The organism is Micromonospora sp. NPDC005173, assembly GCF_040608515.1.
Taxonomy (GTDB): Bacteria; Actinomycetota; Actinomycetes; order Mycobacteriales; family Micromonosporaceae; genus Micromonospora.
In genome coordinates this window covers 33,046-50,140 of record NZ_JBEXIK010000003.1, presented here as the reverse complement: position 1 = coordinate 50,140, position 17,095 = coordinate 33,046, and the positions used below count along the sequence as shown (strand labels likewise).

Annotated in this window: 18 protein-coding genes and 1 riboswitch; of the genes, 7 read left to right on the top strand and 11 right to left on the bottom strand. The window is 72.6% G+C overall.

Features of this window, described 5'->3' with window-relative positions; all coding sequences use genetic code 11:
• The first annotated feature begins 121 nt into the window (after nt 1-121).
• Nucleotides 122-478 carry a YciI family protein gene (locus ABZV00_RS05450; RefSeq protein ID WP_328426259.1) on the top strand — a complete coding sequence of 119 codons (357 nt, stop codon included), beginning with the start codon at nt 122-124 and terminating at the stop codon, nt 476-478.
• Nucleotides 475-1,728 (top strand): DUF6596 domain-containing protein, encoded by a 1,254-nt coding sequence (locus ABZV00_RS05445; RefSeq protein ID WP_355602104.1) that lies wholly within the window; start codon nt 475-477, stop codon nt 1,726-1,728. The genes ABZV00_RS05450 and ABZV00_RS05445 overlap by 4 nt, the downstream gene beginning before the upstream one ends.
• 129 nt (nt 1,729-1,857) lie before the next feature.
• Here ABZV00_RS05445 and ABZV00_RS05440 read toward each other — a convergent pair whose 3' ends face one another.
• From ABZV00_RS05440 to ABZV00_RS05410, 7 genes are all read right to left on the bottom strand, one after another.
• On the bottom strand, nt 1,858-3,336 hold the full coding sequence (locus tag ABZV00_RS05440) for an alpha/beta hydrolase (RefSeq protein WP_355602102.1): 1,479 nt from the start codon (nt 3,334-3,336) through the stop codon (nt 1,858-1,860).
• Between the two features lie 125 nt (nt 3,337-3,461).
• Nucleotides 3,462-3,740: a hypothetical protein gene (locus tag ABZV00_RS05435; protein WP_355602100.1), complete on the bottom strand. Its 279-nt coding sequence runs from the start codon at nt 3,738-3,740 to the stop codon at nt 3,462-3,464.
• On the bottom strand, nt 3,737-4,084 hold the full coding sequence (locus tag ABZV00_RS05430; protein ID WP_355602098.1) for a helix-turn-helix domain-containing protein: 348 nt from the start codon (nt 4,082-4,084) through the stop codon (nt 3,737-3,739). Before ABZV00_RS05430 ends, ABZV00_RS05435 begins: the two co-directional genes overlap by 4 nt.
• 165 nt (nt 4,085-4,249) lie before the next feature.
• Nucleotides 4,250-4,423, bottom strand: coding sequence for a CsbD family protein (locus tag ABZV00_RS05425; RefSeq protein WP_252416040.1), 174 nt, complete (start codon nt 4,421-4,423; stop codon nt 4,250-4,252).
• Nucleotides 4,424-4,507: 84 nt separating this feature from the next.
• Nucleotides 4,508-6,775: a heavy metal translocating P-type ATPase gene (locus tag ABZV00_RS05420; RefSeq protein ID WP_355602095.1), complete on the bottom strand. Its 2,268-nt coding sequence runs from the start codon at nt 6,773-6,775 to the stop codon at nt 4,508-4,510.
• Nucleotides 6,776-6,786: 11 nt separating this feature from the next.
• A complete protein-coding gene (locus ABZV00_RS05415; RefSeq protein ID WP_355602093.1) occupies nt 6,787-7,758 on the bottom strand; it encodes a hypothetical protein in 972 nt (323 codons plus the stop codon).
• A gap of 16 nt (nt 7,759-7,774) precedes the next feature.
• Nucleotides 7,775-7,984, bottom strand: coding sequence for a copper ion binding protein (locus ABZV00_RS05410; protein ID WP_355602091.1), 210 nt, complete (start codon nt 7,982-7,984; stop codon nt 7,775-7,777).
• 154 nt (nt 7,985-8,138) lie between these two features.
• Between ABZV00_RS05410 and ABZV00_RS05405 the strand changes: the two genes are divergently transcribed.
• Nucleotides 8,139-8,435: a metal-sensitive transcriptional regulator gene (locus tag ABZV00_RS05405; protein ID WP_355602089.1), complete on the top strand. Its 297-nt coding sequence runs from the start codon at nt 8,139-8,141 to the stop codon at nt 8,433-8,435.
• Between the two features lie 6 nt (nt 8,436-8,441).
• On the opposite strand, the gene ABZV00_RS05400 is transcribed toward ABZV00_RS05405, so the two are convergent.
• Entirely contained in the window at nt 8,442-10,403 is a 1,962-nt protein-coding gene (locus ABZV00_RS05400; RefSeq protein ID WP_355602576.1) for a copper-translocating P-type ATPase, read from the bottom strand.
• A 437-nt stretch (nt 10,404-10,840) separates the two neighbouring features.
• On the opposite strand from ABZV00_RS05400, the gene ABZV00_RS05395 reads away from it, so the two are divergent.
• Together ABZV00_RS05395 and ABZV00_RS05390 are read left to right on the top strand one after the other, a co-directional pair.
• Complete coding sequence (locus tag ABZV00_RS05395) at nt 10,841-12,229, top strand: YibE/F family protein (protein ID WP_355602088.1); 1,389 nt, start codon at nt 10,841-10,843, stop codon at nt 12,227-12,229.
• Between the two features lie 166 nt (nt 12,230-12,395).
• A riboswitch (cyclic di-AMP (ydaO/yuaA leader) is annotated at nt 12,396-12,527 on the top strand.
• A gap of 3 nt (nt 12,528-12,530) precedes the next feature.
• Entirely contained in the window at nt 12,531-13,550 is a 1,020-nt protein-coding gene (locus ABZV00_RS05390; protein WP_355602086.1) for a hypothetical protein, read from the top strand.
• Nucleotides 13,551-13,605: 55 nt separating this feature from the next.
• Here ABZV00_RS05390 and ABZV00_RS05385 read toward each other — a convergent pair whose 3' ends face one another.
• Complete coding sequence (locus ABZV00_RS05385; protein ID WP_355602084.1) at nt 13,606-14,343, bottom strand: carbonic anhydrase; 738 nt, start codon at nt 14,341-14,343, stop codon at nt 13,606-13,608.
• 202 nt (nt 14,344-14,545) lie between these two features.
• On the opposite strand from ABZV00_RS05385, the gene ABZV00_RS05380 reads away from it, so the two are divergent.
• Together ABZV00_RS05380 and mycP are read left to right on the top strand one after the other, a co-directional pair.
• A complete protein-coding gene (locus tag ABZV00_RS05380) occupies nt 14,546-14,881 on the top strand; it encodes a MarR family winged helix-turn-helix transcriptional regulator (RefSeq protein ID WP_355602082.1) in 336 nt (111 codons plus the stop codon).
• Between the two features lie 51 nt (nt 14,882-14,932).
• Nucleotides 14,933-16,174 (top strand): type VII secretion-associated serine protease mycosin, encoded by a 1,242-nt coding sequence (gene mycP, locus ABZV00_RS05375; protein WP_355602080.1) that lies wholly within the window; start codon nt 14,933-14,935, stop codon nt 16,172-16,174.
• 72 nt (nt 16,175-16,246) lie between these two features.
• Here mycP and ABZV00_RS05370 read toward each other — a convergent pair whose 3' ends face one another.
• On the bottom strand, nt 16,247-16,525 hold the full coding sequence (locus ABZV00_RS05370) for a WXG100 family type VII secretion target (protein WP_328422947.1): 279 nt from the start codon (nt 16,523-16,525) through the stop codon (nt 16,247-16,249).
• 26 nt (nt 16,526-16,551) lie between these two features.
• Nucleotides 16,552-16,860 carry a WXG100 family type VII secretion target gene (locus tag ABZV00_RS05365; protein WP_234590029.1) on the bottom strand — a complete coding sequence of 103 codons (309 nt, stop codon included), beginning with the start codon at nt 16,858-16,860 and terminating at the stop codon, nt 16,552-16,554.
• Nucleotides 16,861-17,095 lie beyond the last annotated feature (235 nt).

Genomic DNA, 17,095 nt, shown 5'->3' with positions numbered 1-17,095 from the left:
GAAAAAATTCTGCGATGTTCTTCGGTAGTCGGTAGGGAACGGAGTTTCGGTTCCGACCCTCCGGTGAGCCGCGCCCCGGCCGGGGCGCGACCAGGACCTGAGGAGCATCGCCGTGAAGTACATGCTGCTGATCTGGAACCGGCCCGGCTTCACCGAGGAGCTGTCCGAGCGGGAGCGCACCGTCCTGTTCGGCGAGGTCGACGAGATCATGAAGGAGCTGACCGAGACCGGCGAGCTGGTCGACGGGCAGGCGCTCGCCAACCCGTCGCAGACGTTGACGGTCCGGCTCGCTGGCGGCCACCCGGAGGTCATCGACGGGCCGTTCATGGAGAGCAAGGAGCAGTTTGCCGGTTACCTGACCGTCGACTGCGACACCCCCGAGCGGGCCGCCGAGATCGCCGCCCGCTGGCCGGACGTGCGCTTCGGCGGCGCCATGGAGGTTCGCCCGATCATGAACCAGGCCGGGACGGAGATGTGACCGAGGACCGGACGGTCGAGGAGCTGCTGCGCACGCTCGCGCCGCAGCTCCTCGGCCTGCTGGTCCGTCGGCACGGCCAGTTCGACCGGTGCGAGGACGCGGTCCAGGAGGCGCTGCTCGCCGCCGCCACGCAGTGGCCCGGCCAAGGCGTACCGGACAATCCCCGCGCCTGGCTGCTCACCGTCGCCACCCGCCGGCTCACCGACGAGTGGCGCAGCGAGAGCGCCCGCCGGGACCGCGAGGTGGCGGTGGCGTTGCGCGAGCCGGCGTACGCCGGGTTGGCGCCGGCGGCCGACGCGGAGCCGGCGGTGGCGGACGCCGACGACACGCTCACCCTGCTGTTCCTCTGCTGCCACCCGGCGCTGACCCCCACGGCGCAGGTGACGCTCACCCTGCGCGCGGTCGGCGGTCTCAGCACCGCACAGATCGCCCGGGCGCACCTGGTGCCGGAGGCGACGATGAGCCAGCGGATCCGCCGGGCCAAACAGCGGATCGAGGTCGCCGGCGCCCGGTTCACCATGCCCGCACCGGATGAGCGGCACGAGCGGCTGCGCACGGTGCTCCGGGTGCTCTACCTGATCTTCAACGAGGGGTACACGGCGTCCAGCGGGCCGGACCTGCACCGGGCCGAACTCACCGGCGAGGCGATCCGGCTGGCCCGCATCCTGCACGGGCTGCTGCCGGACGAGGGCGAGGTGGCCGGACTGCTGGCGCTGATGCTGCTCACCGACGCGCACCGGGCGGCCCGGGTCGGCCCGGAAGGGGAATTGGTGCCACTGGCCGAGCAGGACCGCGCACTCTGGGACCGGACGGCCATCGCGGAGGGGATCGCGCTGATCACCGAGGCGTTGACCTGGTCGCCGCCCGGCCCGTACCAGCTCCAGGCGGCGATCGCGGCGGTGCACGCCGAGGCGCCGACGGCGGCGGTGACGGACTGGCCGCAGATCGTCGCGCTCTACCGGCTGCTCGCCCGGATCGCGCCGAACCCGATGGTCACCCTCAACCAGGCGGTGGCGGTGGCCATGGTGGACGGGCCATTGGCCGGGCTGGCCCTGCTCACACCCCTGGATGCCGACGAGCGCACCGCCGAGCACCACCGGCTCGCCGCGGTCCGGGCCCACCTGCTGGAGCTGGCCGGTGAGACCGGCGCGGCGCGTGACGCGTACCTGGCGGCGGCGCGGGGCACCACCAGCCTGCCCGAGCAGCGGTACCTGGAGCTGCGGGCCGCCCGACTGGCGGGGCACCGATGAGGCCGTCGGTGGCCAGCGGTGCGGTTGGTCCGGCCGTCGTCGACCCGCCCGGACTGCCGGTCTCCCAGCCGGCGGTCACGCCGCCGGCCGTCGGGCGGAGCTGACCACCCGACGGCCGACGGCGCACGGTCACACCTCGGGCTCGATGGCCGGGCAGCGGGTGCCGGGGCCGGGCACCACTCCGTCGATCAGATAGGAGTCGACGGCCTGCCCCACGCACGGGCTGGTGGTGTAGCTGCCGTGCCCCCACCCCTGGTAGGTGAGCAGCACGCCGTGCCTACCCAGTTGTCGCGCCACGTTGGTGGCCCAGTTGTAGCCGCTGGCGGGGTCGTGCACGGTGGCGGCGATCAGCAGCGGCACGTCGGTGCGTACCCGCAGGCGGTGCTGCGGGTTGGCGACCGGCGTCGGGGTGCCCAGGCAGGTGACGAGGGCGAACAGGGCCGGTGGGTAGCGCAGGTCGGGAGCGAGCCGGGCCATCCGGCCCAGGTGTCCGGCGTACTCGCGGTAGTCGCGGACGGGCAGGCTCCAGTCCTGGCAGAAGACCGCGAAGGGGTACGGAGCCACGGCATCGTCCGTCGGCGTGGCGGCCGGCGGGCCGACGCTCGGCGTGGTGGTGGCGGCCTCCAGTTTCACGATCCACTCGGCCAGTTCCGGCCACCACCGCGTCTCGTAGAGCTTCCGGTGGGCGAGGCGGCTCAGCTCGAACGGGGGCAACACGGCCCCACCTCGGTCCGGGTCGGTCAGCGCGCCACGCTCGGCCCGGCCGTGCAGTCCTGCCCAGACCGCACGGACGTCCCGCCCGTTGAGGACGCAGCCGGTGGACCCGGCACACCAGGCCACGAACTCGTCGAACGCGCCTTCCGTGGTGACCGCCTGGGTGTCGAGGAAGGCGCGGGTGCCGACGCTGTGGTCCATCGCGGCCTCCAGCACCACGGCCCGGACCCGGTCGGGGAACAGTTCGGCGTACCGGGTGCCGAGCAGGGTGCCGTACGAGCTGCCGTGGAAGGTCAGCCGCCGCTCCCCCAGCGCGGCGCGGACCGCGTCGAGGTCGCGGGCGGCACTGGTGGTGTCCACGTGGTCGTAGAGCGGCCCGGTGCGGGCCCGGCAGTCGGCGCGCAGCAGCGCGTTGTTGGCCAGCGTGGCGTCGAACTGAGCCTGGTCGGCGATCAGTTGGGGTTGCCGGGCGAGCAGGTCCCTGGAGCAGATCACCGGGTGGCTGCGACCGGTGCCGCGTGGGTCGAAGCTGACGATGTCGAACCGGCGGCGCAGATCGGCGCTGAACCGTGAACTGCCGGTCACCACCCGGTCGACTCCGCTGTCGCCCGGCCCACCAGGACCGAACACCAGGGTGCCGGTGCGGGCGGCCGGATCGGTGGCGACCCGGCGGGCCAGCGCCAGGTCGAACCGCTCCCCCCGGGGCTGGTGCCAGTCCACCGGCAGCGACAGAGTGCCGCACTCGGCGGTGGCGTCCTTGGGGCACGGCTGCCAGTCGAGGATGCTCGGCGGCGGTTGGGGTCGGGCGGTGGCCGGGCTGGCCGGGGCCAGGGCGGTGGCCGTGATGGCCAGGGCGACCGCCCAGCCGACGGCGGATTTGCGTACACGCAGCATCAAGTGCTGTCCTCTCCTCGAAGGAGCGTCACCGGGAAGAACTCGCCCACTGGGCGAGGTGGTGCAACTTCCATCCGGGCCGTCGAGTAGCCGCTCGACGGCCCGGGGTCTCTGGTCCGCCGGGGTCAGTCGACCTCGCGCAGGACGCGTTCGAGTGTGGTCATCCGGGATTCCATTCCGCCCAGCCGGCCGTCCAGCGCCGCGAGCAGACGGGAGTTCTCCGCCTGCGCCTGGGAGGCGGTCTCAGCGAGCCGGCGGTAGTCGTCCGAGCGGGCCGATTCGAGCCGGGCCCGTCGGGTCTTGGAGATCTGGACGACGGTTACCGCGAACACGGTGATCAGCAGGGCGAAGATGCCGATCGCGCCGACCACTTCGGTCCAGTCGTGGTCGCTCATCCCGGTCATCGGTCCGCTCCGGGCTGCTCGGCCGAGTCGGGCACGGTCAGCGTCTCGACCGCCGCCGCGATGATCTCGGGGGTGAGTGTGAGCACGAACGGCTCCACCTCGTAGTAGTTCATGGCCTTTCCGTCCTCCGACAACTCCATGCTGGCGGTGACCAGCCCGGCCGCCGCCAGCTTCCGTAGGTGGACCTGCAACAGCGCCCGGCTGATGCCCAGTTGCCGGGCCAGCCCGCTGACGTAGGCGCGCTCCCGAGCCAGCGCCGCGACGATCCGCAGCCGGTGCGGGTTGGCCAGGGTGGCCAGCACCCGGACCAGGTCGTCGCCGGTCGGCGGCGGACCAGCACTCATAACCAGCCCTTGCACATGCGAACAGAAGTTAGCGGGTGATGGCACACGGAGGCCAGGGGTTCCGGACGGGATCAGGGGGATCTCAGGGTCACCACACGGGGTCGGACAGACAGCACGCCGGGCCGGTGATCGATCACCGGCCCGGCGTGTGGAGTGCGTCGTACGTCAGCTCTTGAAGGCGTCCTTGATCTTCTCGCCCGCCTGCTTGAGCTTGGCCCCGGCCTGGTCATTGCGACCCTCGGCCTCGAGGCGCTCGTTGTCGGTGGCCCGGCCGGCGCCTTCCTTGATCTTGCCGGCCGCGTCCTCGCTGGCGTTGTTGATCTTGTCGTCGATACCCATTTGCGAACCTCCATTGCGAGCGTCGCTACGCCATCAGCAGTACCCCCGCCACGGACGGCCCAACCATTTACGATCCGAGGAACGTCACAACCCGTCACCGCCGGCTGCCGAACGGAACCGGCGCAGGCGCAGGCTGTTGGCGACCACGAAGACCGACGAGAAGGCCATCGTGGCGCCCGCGATCATGGGGTTGAGCAGCCCGGCGGCAGCCAACGGCAGGGCCGCCACGTTGTACCCGAACGCCCAGAACAGGTTGCCCCGGATGATGCCGAGCGTGCGCCGGGACAGCCGGATGGCGTCCACCGCGGCGTCCAGGTCACCACGGACCAGGGTGAGGTCGGACGCCTCGATCGCCACGTCGGTGCCGGTGCCCATGGCGAGGCCCAGGTCGGCCTGGGCCAGCGCCGGGGCGTCGTTGACCCCGTCGCCGACCATCGCCACCGACCTACCCTCGGCCTGGAGCCGTTTGACGACGTCGACCTTGCCGGCCGGCAGCACCTCGGCGATCACCTCGTCCACGCCCACCTCGGCGGCGACCGCCCGGGCCACGGTGACGTTGTCCCCGGTCAGCAGGACCGGGGTGAGCCCCAGGGCGCGCAGCCGAGCCACGGCCGCCCGGCTGGTCGGCCGGACCACGTCGGCGACCGCGAGCACGCCCCGAGCCCGCCCGTCCCAGCCAGCGAGGATCGCCGTCCGGCCGGCGGCCTCCGCGTCGGTGACCGCCTGCTCGATCTCCGGCGGTACGTCGAGCCCGCGCTCCCGCAGCAGCCGGAGTCGGCCGATCAGCACCGCCCGCCCGTCGACGGTGGCGGTCACGCCCAGCCCTTCGAGGTTGACGAAGCCGGTCACCGGGGGCAGCGCCCCGGCGTCGGCGGCGCCTGCGGCGACCGCCCGGGCGATCGGGTGCTCGGAGGCGGCCTCCACCGCCCCGGCGAGCCGGAGCAGCTCGGCACGGTCCTCCCCGGCCGCCGGCACCACGTCCACCAGGGTCATCCGGCCGGTCGTCACGGTGCCGGTCTTGTCCAGCACCACGGTGTCCACCCGCCGGGTCGACTCCAGCACCTCCGGCCCCTTGATCAGCACGCCGAGCTGGGCGCCCCGGCCCGTGCCGACCAGCAGCGCGGTCGGCGTGGCCAGGCCGAGCGCGCACGGGCAGGCGATGATCAGCACGGCCACGGCTGCGGTGAAGGCGGCGGTCGGCCCGGCCCCGGTGCCGAGCCACCAGCCGAGGGTGCCCGCGGCGAGCGTGATGACGATCGGCACGAAGACGCCGGAGATCCGGTCCGCCAGCCGCTGTACGGCCGCCTTGCCGCTCTGCGCCTGCTCGACCAGGTCCGCCATGCGGGCGAGCTGGGTGTCCCCGCCGACCCGGGTGGCGGTGACGACCAGCCGGCCGCCCGCGTTGATCGTGGCGCCGACCACACCATCGCCCGGGCCGACCTCGACCGGCACCGACTCGCCGGTGAGCATGCTGGCGTCGACGGCCGAGGTGCCCTCGTCGACCACCCCGTCGGTGGCGATCTTTTCGCCGGGGCGGACCACGAACCGATCGCCGACGGCGAGCTGCTCCACCGGGATCAGGCTCTCCACCCCGTCGCGCAGCACCGCCACCTCCTTGGCGCCGAGTTCGAGCAGGGCGCGCAGGGCGGCGCCGGCGGTCCGCTTGGACCTGGCCTCGAAGTAGCGGCCGGCCAGGATGAACACCGTCACCCCGGCGGCCGCCTCCAGGTAGATGTTGCCGGCGCCGTCGGTGCGGGTGATGTCGAAGCGGAACGGGTGCGTCATCCCGGGCATCCCGGCGTCGCCGAGGAAGAGCGCCCAGAGCGACCAACCGAACGCGGCGAGGGTGCCGAGCGAGACCAGGGTGTCCATGGTCGCCGCGCCGTGCCGCAGGTTGGTCCAGGCGGCCCGGTGGAAGGGCAGCCCACCCCAGACCACCACCGGGGCGGCCAGGGTCAGCGACAGCCACTGCCAGTAGTCGAACTGCCAGGCCGGGACCATGGCCAGCAGGATCACCGGCACGCTGAGCGCCACCGAAACCCAGAGCCGGGTACGCGGCCCGCGCAGCGCGTCCACCGGCTGCTCGGTCGGCCCGGCAGCGGCCGGCGGGGGCGGCAGCGCGGCGCTGTAGCCGGTCTTCCGGACCGTGTCGATCAGGTCGTCCGGCGTGACGCCGTCGTCGTACCGGACGGTGGCCTTCTCGGTGGCGTAGTTGACGGTGGCGCTGACCCCGTCCATCCGGTTCAGCTTCTTCTCGATCCGGGCGGCGCAGGCGGCGCAGGTCATCCCGGCGATCGCCAGCTCGATCCGGTTCGGCGCCTCGGGCAGCGGTCTGCTGCTGGTGGTGGTCATCGTCAATCCCGTCAGTTGTGCCCGTGGCCGGGGGTGCCGTGGTCGGTGCCACCGGTCGGTGCGGGCCCGCTCGGGGTGGGCTCGCCACCGGTCGGCGGGGTGCCGGTCGTCGGGGTGCCGGCCACGACGGTGAACTCGGCGGTGCGCACCGCTCCGCCGTGCCGGAAGTCGAGGTAGAGCCGGTACGTGCCGGCCGAGGGCACCTCGGCGAGGAAGGTGACGGCCGGGCCGGGTGGGGTCCGCCCGTCGCCGGGCACGCCGTCCGGGTGCACGTGCAGGTACGCCAGGTCGCCCCGGCGCAGTGCCACCAGGTGCCCGTACGCGCCCAGGTAGGGCTCCAGGTTGGTGACCGGCTGCCCGTCCCGGCTGACGGTCAGGGTCAGCGGTGAGGTGCGGCCGGGCTGCGGCGCGCCGGTCAGGGTGACCGTGTAGCCGTCGACGGTGGTGCTGGTCGTCGGGGAGGGCAGCGGTCGCTCGGTCAGCGCTCCGGGGACGGTCACGTCCACACCAAGGGTCAGCGGCTCGCCCCCGGTCGGGGTGAAGTCGGCGAACGCCCGCCACTGCCCGGGGCCGGCCAGCGGGGTGGCGACCCGCCAGGTGCCGTCCGGGGCCAGGTCGGGGTGTACGTGGCGGAAGCCGGAGAGGTCCCGTCGGGCCACGATCAGGTGCATCTGCTTGTCGTGCGCCACGTCGTAGCGGGTCACCGGCTGGCCGTCCGGGCCGCCGATCCGGAAGGCGAACTCGCCTGCCGGGGCGGCGACCGGTTCGAGGGTGTAGCCCTGGTCGGAGACGAGCAGCCCGCCGGGGAACCGGTCGACCGCCTCCCCGTGGCCCGCTGGGTCCGCCTCGTGGGCGGCTCCGCCGTCGTGCCGACTCTCGGCGACCGGGGCGGCGGGGCCGGCCACCTGGCCGATCCCGTACGCCGCGCCGAAGACCGCTGCGAGGCCGAGGGCGAACCCGCCCAGTCTGGTCACCGTGTTCATGTCGGGCTCCCCGGGATCAGGCGTCGACGAGGTTGTAGCCGGCCTCGTCGACCGCGGCCCGGACGGTTTCCACGTCCAGTGGCTGGTCGCTGTTGACGGTGACCCGGCCGGTGGCAAGGTCGACCTGGACGTCGCTCACCCCCGTGATGGTGCCCACCTCGGCGCTGACCGCGCTCACGCAGTGCCCACAGGTCATGCCCTGCACCTGGTACGTCGTGTTGACCATCGGAATGATCTCCCCTCTGCCGCCTCCCAGCCTATACCCCCGGGGGGTAATCTGGAGACGGACCTCCGCCTTTGCCTGTACCGGTACCCGGTGGGGGTATTGCGGCAGGAGACGACCGTACCATACCCCCCAGGGGTACGCTATCCTGGTCCTCATGACCGCACCCACCCCGATCCGCGGATACACCGCCAGCAAGGACCAGCTGCTCACGCGGCTCCGCCGCGTCGAGGGGCAGGTCCGTGGCATCGAGAAGATGGTCGACGAGGACCGCTACTGCATCGACGTGCTCACCCAGATCTCCGCGATCCAGGCCGCCCTGGACAAGGTGGCGTTGGGCCTGCTCGACGGGCACGCCCGGCACTGCATGCACGAAGGAGCGGCCGAGGGCAGGGCCGACGAGATGGCCTCCGAGATGATGGCGGCGGTCGGCCGGCTGATGAAGCGCGGCTGAGGGCTCTCAGCCGGGCTCCGGGTCGAGGCGTACCCGGCGCAGCAACTGGGCGTTGAGCGCCACCACGATGGTGGACGCGGACATCAGCACCGCCGCCAGCGCCGGGCTCAACGCCACCCCCGCCCAGGCCAGCACACCGGCCGCCAGCGGCAACGTCACCACGTTGTAGCCCGCCGCCCAGGCCAGGTTCTGCCGCATCTTGCGGTACGACGCCCGGGAGAGCCGGACCACGGCACCGACCCCGCGCGGGTCCGACGACGCCAGCACCACGCCGGCCGACTCGATCGCGACATCGGTGCCCGCGCCGATCGCGATGCCCACATCGGCACGGGCCAACGCCGGGGCGTCGTTCACCCCGTCGCCGACCATCGCCACGGTCAACCCCCGCCGCTGGAGTTCGGCAACCCGGTCGTCCTTCTCCGCCGGCAGCACCTCGGCGAAGACCTCGTCGACGCCGGGCCGGAAGCCCAGGTCGGCGGCCACCGCCTCGGCCACCGGTCGGGCATCACCGGTGATCATGGCGATGGTCCGGACGCCCTCGGTGCGCAGCTCGACGATGGCCTGACGGGCCTCCGGACGCACCTCGTCGGTCAGTGCGAACGCGCCAAGCACCGTGTCCGGCAGCCGTACCAGGTGCAGCACGGCGGCACCCCGCGCCGACCATCGCCCGGTCGCCGCGTCCAACTCGGCCGGAAGCGACAGGCCCCGCTCCCGCAGCAGCGCCGGCCCGCCCACCGCGTACTCCGTACCGTCGATGGTGGCCTGCACGCCGCGACCCGGCAGCGACCGGAACCCGGCGGCCCGGGTCGGGCCGGCGCGTCCGGCCGCCGCCACGATCGCCCGGGCCAGCGGATGCTCGCTGTCGGATTCCACGCCGGCCGCGATCCGCAGCACCTCGTCCCGCCCGACGCCGGGCACCGTCGCCACGGCGGTGACCGCGTGCTCACCCCGGGTCAGGGTGCCGGTCTTGTCGAAGAGCACCACGGCCACGGTCCGCATCCGCTCCAGCGCCAGCCGGTCCTTGACCAGGATCCCGGATCGCGCGGCCAGCGCGGTGGAGAGCGCGACGACCAGCGGGATGGCCAGACCGAGCGCGTGCGGGCAGGCGATCACCAGGACGGTGACCGCGCGGACCACCGCCTCGTCCGGCTCGCCGAGCGCGGTCCAGACCAGCACGGTCAGCACCGCGGTGCCGGTGGCCACGTAGAACAGCGCGGCGGCGAACCGGTCAGCCAGCAGTTGTGCCCGGCCGCCGGAGCGCTGCGCCTGCGCGACCATCCGCTGGATGCCGGCGAGCGCGGTCTGCTCACCCAGCGCCTCGACGCGGACCCGGATCGCCGAGTCGGTGGCGACGGTGCCGGCCACCACCCGGTCCCCTGCCGACCGGGCGACCGGACGCGACTCGCCGGTGATCATCGATTCGTCCAGCTCGGCGCCGCCGTCCACGATCCGGCCGTCCGCCGGTACTCGGCCCCCGGGCCGGACCAGCACCACATCACCGATCCGCAGCTCGGCCACTGACACCGCCTCGACCCGCCCGTCCGCCGTCACCCGCTCGGCCTCGTCGGGCAGCAGTGCGGCCAGCGCCGCGAGTGCGCCCCGGGCCTGCCCGATGGCCTTCATCTCCTGCCAGTGCCCGAGCAGCATGATGGTGACCAGCGCGGCCAGCTCCCACCAGAAGTCCAGGTCGAAGGCGCCCAGGCTGGTGGCCAGCGACGCGGTGTAGGCGACGGTTATCGCCATCGCGACCAGCAGCATCATGCCCGGCGCCCGGTCCCGCACCTCGCGGACCGCACCGACCAGGAACGGCCAGCCACCCCACCAGAACACGACCGAGCCGAGCACCGGCCCGACCCAGGAGCGCCCCGGTACGTCCAGCCGGAGGCCGAGCCGGTCCAGCACCAGGTCGCTCGTCAGCACCACCGGGACGGTGAGCACCAGGCAGACCCAGAACCGACGGCGGAACATCGCCGGGTCGTGCCCGGCGTGCTTGTCATGCCCGGCGTGCTCGTCATGCTGCTTCGGCCCGGCGGACCCGGCGTGCTGCTGGTGACTGCCGGGACGGTCGGGCTCGGGCTGTGACGGAGCGGACATGACTCCAACATGCCGGTCCGGTCACCGCCGTGCGGGCGGTTCGACCACGCGACACCCCGCCACAACCTGCGTCCGCGGGTCGGGCTGGCTAGCATTTCCCACGATGGCCCTCCGGACCTCGCTACGCAGTCGCGCACCGACGCCGCCACGATGTGGCGTCGCCTCCGGTCGACCGCGCCGAGCACTCACCGTCCGTAGCCGTCATGTCGCCATCCAGCGATTCGTCATGCCCGTGGCCGCATTCCCGCGGCGGCGGTGAACCGACCGGCCCGCCGGCACGTACCCCGCACCGGATCGTTGGGAGTCTCGCATTGGGTTCCGACCACAGCCGTTCCACTCCGTCCGCCCCGCCCCGGGTACGACGGATCCTCATCGCGACCGTGGTACCGCTCTTCGTCGCCACCGTGCTCGCCGCGGTGGTGCTCTGGCCACGCGACGGGTCGCCGCAGACCGCCGGGGGCCAGGACGTGCCGCGCTACCACGGCACGGTGACCCGGGTGGTGACCGAGCCGTGCCCGCCGACGGCGCCGAGTCCCGAGGGCACGCCGGACGCCGGGGCCGGGCTGTGCGGCACCGTGGACGTCCGGGTGGCCGACGGGGCGGCTGCCGGACAGCAGGTCCAGACGCCGGTGCCGGACGGACCCGGCGCACCCCGGGTCGAGGTCGGTGACGAGGTCATCCTGGTCGAGCTGACCGATCCGGCCGATCCCGTCGCCAGCAGCTGGAACATCGCGGAGCACCAGCGCGGCACGCCGTTGGTCTGGCTGGCGGTGGTCTTCGCCGCCGCGATCGTCGCGTTCGGCCGGTGGCGGGGCCTGGCCGCGCTGGCCGGGCTGGCCGCCAGCTTCGCCATCCTGCTCACCTTCGTGCTCCCGGGGATCGGCGCTGGCCGATCACCGCTGCTGGTGGCGGTGGTCGGCGCCGCCCTGATCATGTTCGTGGTGCTCTACCTGACGCACGGGGTCACCGCGCAGACCTCGGTCGCGGTGCTCGGCACCCTGGGCAGCCTGGTGCTGACCGGCGTGCTCGCCACCATCGCCACCGCCGCCACCCACCTCACCGGCTTCGGCAGCGAGGACGCCACCACGCTGTCGATGTTCCAGGCCAACGTGGACCTGCACGGCCTGCTGCTCGCCGGGATCATCATCGGCTCGCTCGGGGTCCTCGACGACGTGACGGTCACCCAGGCGGCCACCGTCACCGAGCTGGCGAACGCCAACCCCGAGCTGACCCGGTTGCAGCTCTACCGGGCGGCCACCCGAGTCGGCCGGGCGCACATCGCCTCCACCGTCAACACCATCGTGCTGGCGTACGCGGGTGCCTCACTGCCGCTACTGCTCCTGCTCACCGCCGACTCGCGGCCGCTCGGGCAGATCCTGACCAGCGAGTTCCTCGCGCAGGAGATCGTCCGCAGCGCGGTCGCCACGCTCGGCCTCATCGCCGCCGTACCGCTGACCACCGGACTGGCGGCGGTGGTGACCGCAGCCGGCCGGTCGGGTGCCGAGCTGCCCGCCGACCCGGCCGCCGAGCCGCCCGCCGAGCGACCCAGGCCGGACCGCGCGGAGGCACTGGCCGCACTCAGCTCACCGCGCACGGGTCGACCCGACCCGACCGGACCCGATCCGGCGCGGGCCACACCCCCAACCACCGCCACCGACCGGTGGCACGAGCCGGACAGGAGCACGGAGACGGCATGGTGACACTCCTCAGCGTGACGAGGTGGGGCATCCGCCCTGAGAACCGCGTCACTGGTCACTCAGCGCCATGGCGAAATGACGCTTTTAGTCGGCATCTGGACGTAGCTCAGCCGGTCGACTCTCGGGTAACCTCGCTGCCGGTTACCGCTGAAGGCGCGACGCAGCGCCTGCGGTGCCACCGCCCAATCGCCAGTCGGCGAGCCGGGGACCCAGGCACGTGGGGTGAATCCGCGTCAGCGGTAGGGGCCACTTCCGCCCCGAACCCGTCAGCTAACCCGGTCGGCGGTCGACGGAAGGGAATATTGTGACGGCACCCCTACGCCGCTGGTTGACACCCGTGGTGGCCGTGATCGCCGCACTGACCGTGCTCGCCGGCCCCCTCCCGGCGCACGCCGCCCCGACGACCCCCACACCGTCCGGGCACGAGGAGGACGGCGAGCCCGCGCTGCTCAACGACGTGATCGAGAAGGCCAACCGCGACTACTCCGCCGCCAAGTCCAAGTTGGACAAGTCCAAGAAGCGGCAGATTGAGCTGGCGGCGGAGGTCGACCGGGCCAACGCCGAATTGGAGAAGCTGGCCCCCCAGGTCGGGCAGATCGCCGCCCAGTCGTACCGGACCGGCCGGATCGGCGCGATCGCGATGCTGCTGGAGAGCGACGCCCCCGACTCGTTCGTCCAGCGTGCCGCGGTGCTCGACGAGATGAACATGGTCAACGAGAAGAAGCTCTCCGAGGTCAACACGGTGAAGTCCCGCGCCGAGCAGGCCAAGCTGGCCCTCGACGCGGAGGTCCGCGAGCAGCAGAAGCAGACCGCCTTGATGGCGAAGGAGAAGCGCGACGCCGACAAGGCACTCGCGCTGGTCGGTGGGAAGGGCTTCACCGGCGGCCTGGTGTCGGCGACCTCACCGGTCGCCCGGATCGGCCCCAACCGGACCGCCGACGGTGACTGGAAGTCCGAGTCGTGCAGCGAGAACGACCCCACCACCTCCGGCTGCGTCACCCCGCGCACGCTGCACGCGTACAAGGAGGTCAAGCGGGCCGGCTTCAACCGGTTCGTCGGCTGCTACCGCTCCGGCGGGCCGTGGGAGCACCCGAAGGGCCGCGCCTGCGACTGGTCGTTGCAGAAGAGCGGCTTCAGCCCGTGGCACAACGAGGACACCCGGACGTACGGCAACAACGTGGCCGCGTTCCTCATCCGCAACGCCGACCGGCTCGGCATCTACTACGTGATCTGGAACCGACAGATCTGGTTCCCGGCGACCGGCTGGAAGTCGTACAGCGGGCCGTCGAACCACACCGACCACGTACACATGTCGATGCTCTGACCGCATGTCCACCCGTCGAAGGGCCGTCCCGAGTCGCGGGGCGGCCCTCGTCGCGTCAGGCGGCGGCGGGCGCGGTCGGGCCGGCCGCCGTGCTGGGTCCGGTCGGTACGTCGAGCGCCGTGGCGGTAGCCGGCACGGCGGCCACCGGGCGCACCACGCCGGCGGCGAGCCGGTACGACACCCCCACCACCGCGCAGCGCCCCTGCGCCACCTCGGCTGCCAGCACGGGCGACTGGCCGAGCAGCGCCTCGACGGTCTGCGCGATGTGGATGTCGACGATGCCGTCGATGTCGTCCACCCCCTCGGCCTCGGCGCGACGCAGGCTGGGCAGCACGGCGTCGACCACGGCACGCAGGTGCCCCCGGGGCGGGGTGCCGGTGGCGGCCGCCTCCCGGGCCGCCTGGACCGCACCGCAGGAGTCGTGGCCGAGCACCACCACCAGCGGAGTGCCGAGCACGGTCACCGCGTACTCCACGCTGCCCAGCACCTCCGGGCCGGTCGTGTGCCCGGCCGTGCGGACCACGAAGAGGTCGCCCAGCCCCCGGTCAAAGATGATCTCGGCGGCCAGTCGGGAGTCGGAGCAGCCGACGATCACCGCGAACGGGTGCTGTCCGTCGGCGACCGCCGCCCGGTGCCCGGCATCCTGGTTGGGGTGGCGCGGGGCGCCGCTGACGAAGCGCCGGTTGCCGGCGGCCAGCTCGGCGTACGCCCGGGCCGGCTCGGTGAGCGCCGGCGCCCGGTCGGTGGCCCGCTGCGGACCCGGCTTGCCGCCGGGTGTACCGGGACTACTCATCCCGCACCTCGTCTCACGCGTTTGACCTGCTCAAATGGCTCTTCAGCCGGGCCGGCGGCGGGCGCTGGCTCGGGCTCCACGGTCACACGCACCACAAGATGCGTCAAGATATGCGTGAGTTAGATTTCATACGTTGGCCCTGGGCCGGCCCTTCGGAGGTGCCACCGAGGCCAGGGCGGACAACCGGAGAGGCGGACCCACGATGGCGAGCACGGCGGCGGGCGACACCGGCAGCGGCCGGAACTGGACGTTCCTCACCAACCACGGACACGTCCTGCTGGCCATCGCCCGCGACCCCACCGCCCGGCTGCGCGACGTGGCGGCCGAGGTCGGCGTGACCGAGCGGGCCGCACAGGCGATCGTCGCGGACCTGGAGGCCGGCGGCTACCTGCACCGCACCCGGGTCGGCCGGCGCAACGAGTACACCCTCAACCCGGCCGGCCGGTTCCGGCACCCCGCCGAAGCAGACCGTCAGGTCGGCGATCTGCTCGCGCTCTTCGCCGAGACGCCCGCCGCAGCAGCCACCCACCCGTCCTGACCGCCGTCCCTCGGGCCGCGGCCCGAGGGAGCACAGCGGTAATCTCTGTGGGTGCGCGAATGCCTGCCGTCAAGCGCGACCGATCCGTCCCGCCACACCGGCCGTGCCATCCGAGGGGTCCTCAGTGGAACGCTGGCGGCCCTACTCGGCGCCGCCCTGGTGGCTCCCTCCCCAGCGGCCGCGGCACCGCCCACCTGCGGCCCCGCCGGCGAGGACGGCCTGGTGGAGATGCCGTGGGCACTGCGCCGGCTGGAGCCGTCCTCGGCGTGGCCGCTGTCCCGGGGCGCCGGGGTGACCGTGGCGGTGATTGACTCCGGGGTCTCCGCCATCCACCCGCTGCTCAAGGGCCAGGTGATGGAGGGCCGCGACTTCAACAGCCTGCCGGCCAACCAGGGCCAGTGCGACCTGGTCGGGCACGGCACGATGGTGGCCGGCATCATCGCCGGCCGGGAGGGCACCGGCGTCCCGTTCAGCGGCATCGCACCGGCCGCCCGCATCCTGCCGATCCGGGTGCTGCCGGACGCCAAGGGCACCAACGACGAGGCGCTACCCGGGCAGATCGCCGCGGCCATCGACTGGGCGGTCGACAACGGCGCCGACGTGATCAACCTGTCCCTGGTGACCCTGCCCCGCCCCGAGCTGGCGGAGGCCGTCGAGAACGCGCTCGCCAAGGGCGTCGTGCTCGTCGCCGCCGCCGGCAACCGGCAGGAGCAGCAGGAGGACAAGCCGGCCTACCCGGCCGCGTACCCCGGGGTGATCGCGGTCGCCGGTGTGGACGAGCAGGGCGGCCACGTGGGCACCTCGGTCAGCGGCACCTACGTCGACGTCGCCGCCCCGGGGTTGAACATCGTCGGCCCGGCACCGGGCGGCAGCGGCTACCGCGCCGAGCCGACCGGCGGCACCAGCTTCGCCGCCGCGTACGTCTCGGGTGTGGCCGCGCTGGTCCGGGCGGCCTACCCGGACCTCCGTCCACAGCAGATCGCCGAGCGGCTGGAACGGACGGCGGACAACCCGCCGGAGGGGCACAACGCGGAGGTCGGCTACGGCGTGGTCAACCCGTACCGGGCGCTGTCGAGCCTGCTGGGCACCCGGACGGACCCGCCCGCTGGCGCGCTCCCGCCGCCCGCCCGCCCGGACGACCCGCTGGGCTGGCAGCGCACCGCCGCGATCTGGGCGGCGGCGGCCGGCGGTCTGCTCACCGTGCTACTGCTGGCCGCCCGGCCGATCATGATCCGGGGCCGCCGACGCGGCTGGCGCCCGGGCCGGCGCACCGACTCACCGGTCGCCGGCTGACGGCACCGAACGGCACAACGCAATGCGGCTCCGGCCCGGTGGAACCGGACCGGAGCCGCATCGGCGCTTGCCTCAGCCCCACACCTTCGAGTTGCTCATCTCGGTGGTGAGGTAGTTCTCACGGGCGATGCCAACGGCACCACCGATCTCGTTCAGGATCCGGTTGATGTCCCGGACCGACGAGTCCCACTTGGCCTGGTGCTGCTCGTAGGCAGCCCGGTCCTGGCCGTCCCACTCGAGCTTGCTCAGCATCTGCCGCAGCGTGTCGAGCTTCTCTTCGAGAGTCTTCGAGATGGCCTGCATCTGCTGGTTGCTGCTCTCGAGGACCGCGTAGTCAACTTTGATAGCCATGGTTTCCTCCTCTGCTGGCTACGGGATCACGGGTTGAGAGCAGAGTGGAACTTGTCCAGCATCTGCTGCTGCTCTTCGTCGTTGACCTGGTGCGTCGTACCCGACTTGTCGAGCAGGTCAGCGATGTTGTCCATCGCCGTCAGCAGATTGACGGTGTCCTCGTTCCAGCGCGTCATCAACGACTGGAAGCCCGTGGACGCCTGACCCTTCCACGCCATGGCCAGGTCGTCGACTACGTTCCACAGCTTCTTCAGCTCGCCGTCGACCTCGCTGCGCGTGGACCGCACGTCACTCGCGGCAGTATGCAGAGTCGCAGCTTCGACCTCGAACGCCATGCTTCACACCCTTCCGTCTTGTTGTGGCGGCGGCTTTGCCGCACCCCTCCCCCGCGGCAAGGTAGCAACACCCCACCGACGGACACTCCAGTAGAGACCGTAGCGGAACCTGTCCAGCCCGCGCAGCCCTGACCGGCCGCGTTCCATGGATACTGGTGAATCGGGTCAGGTGGATCGGGAATACGACCGGAAATTCATCACCAAACTCACCACCGGAGCGACGCGCCGATCGATC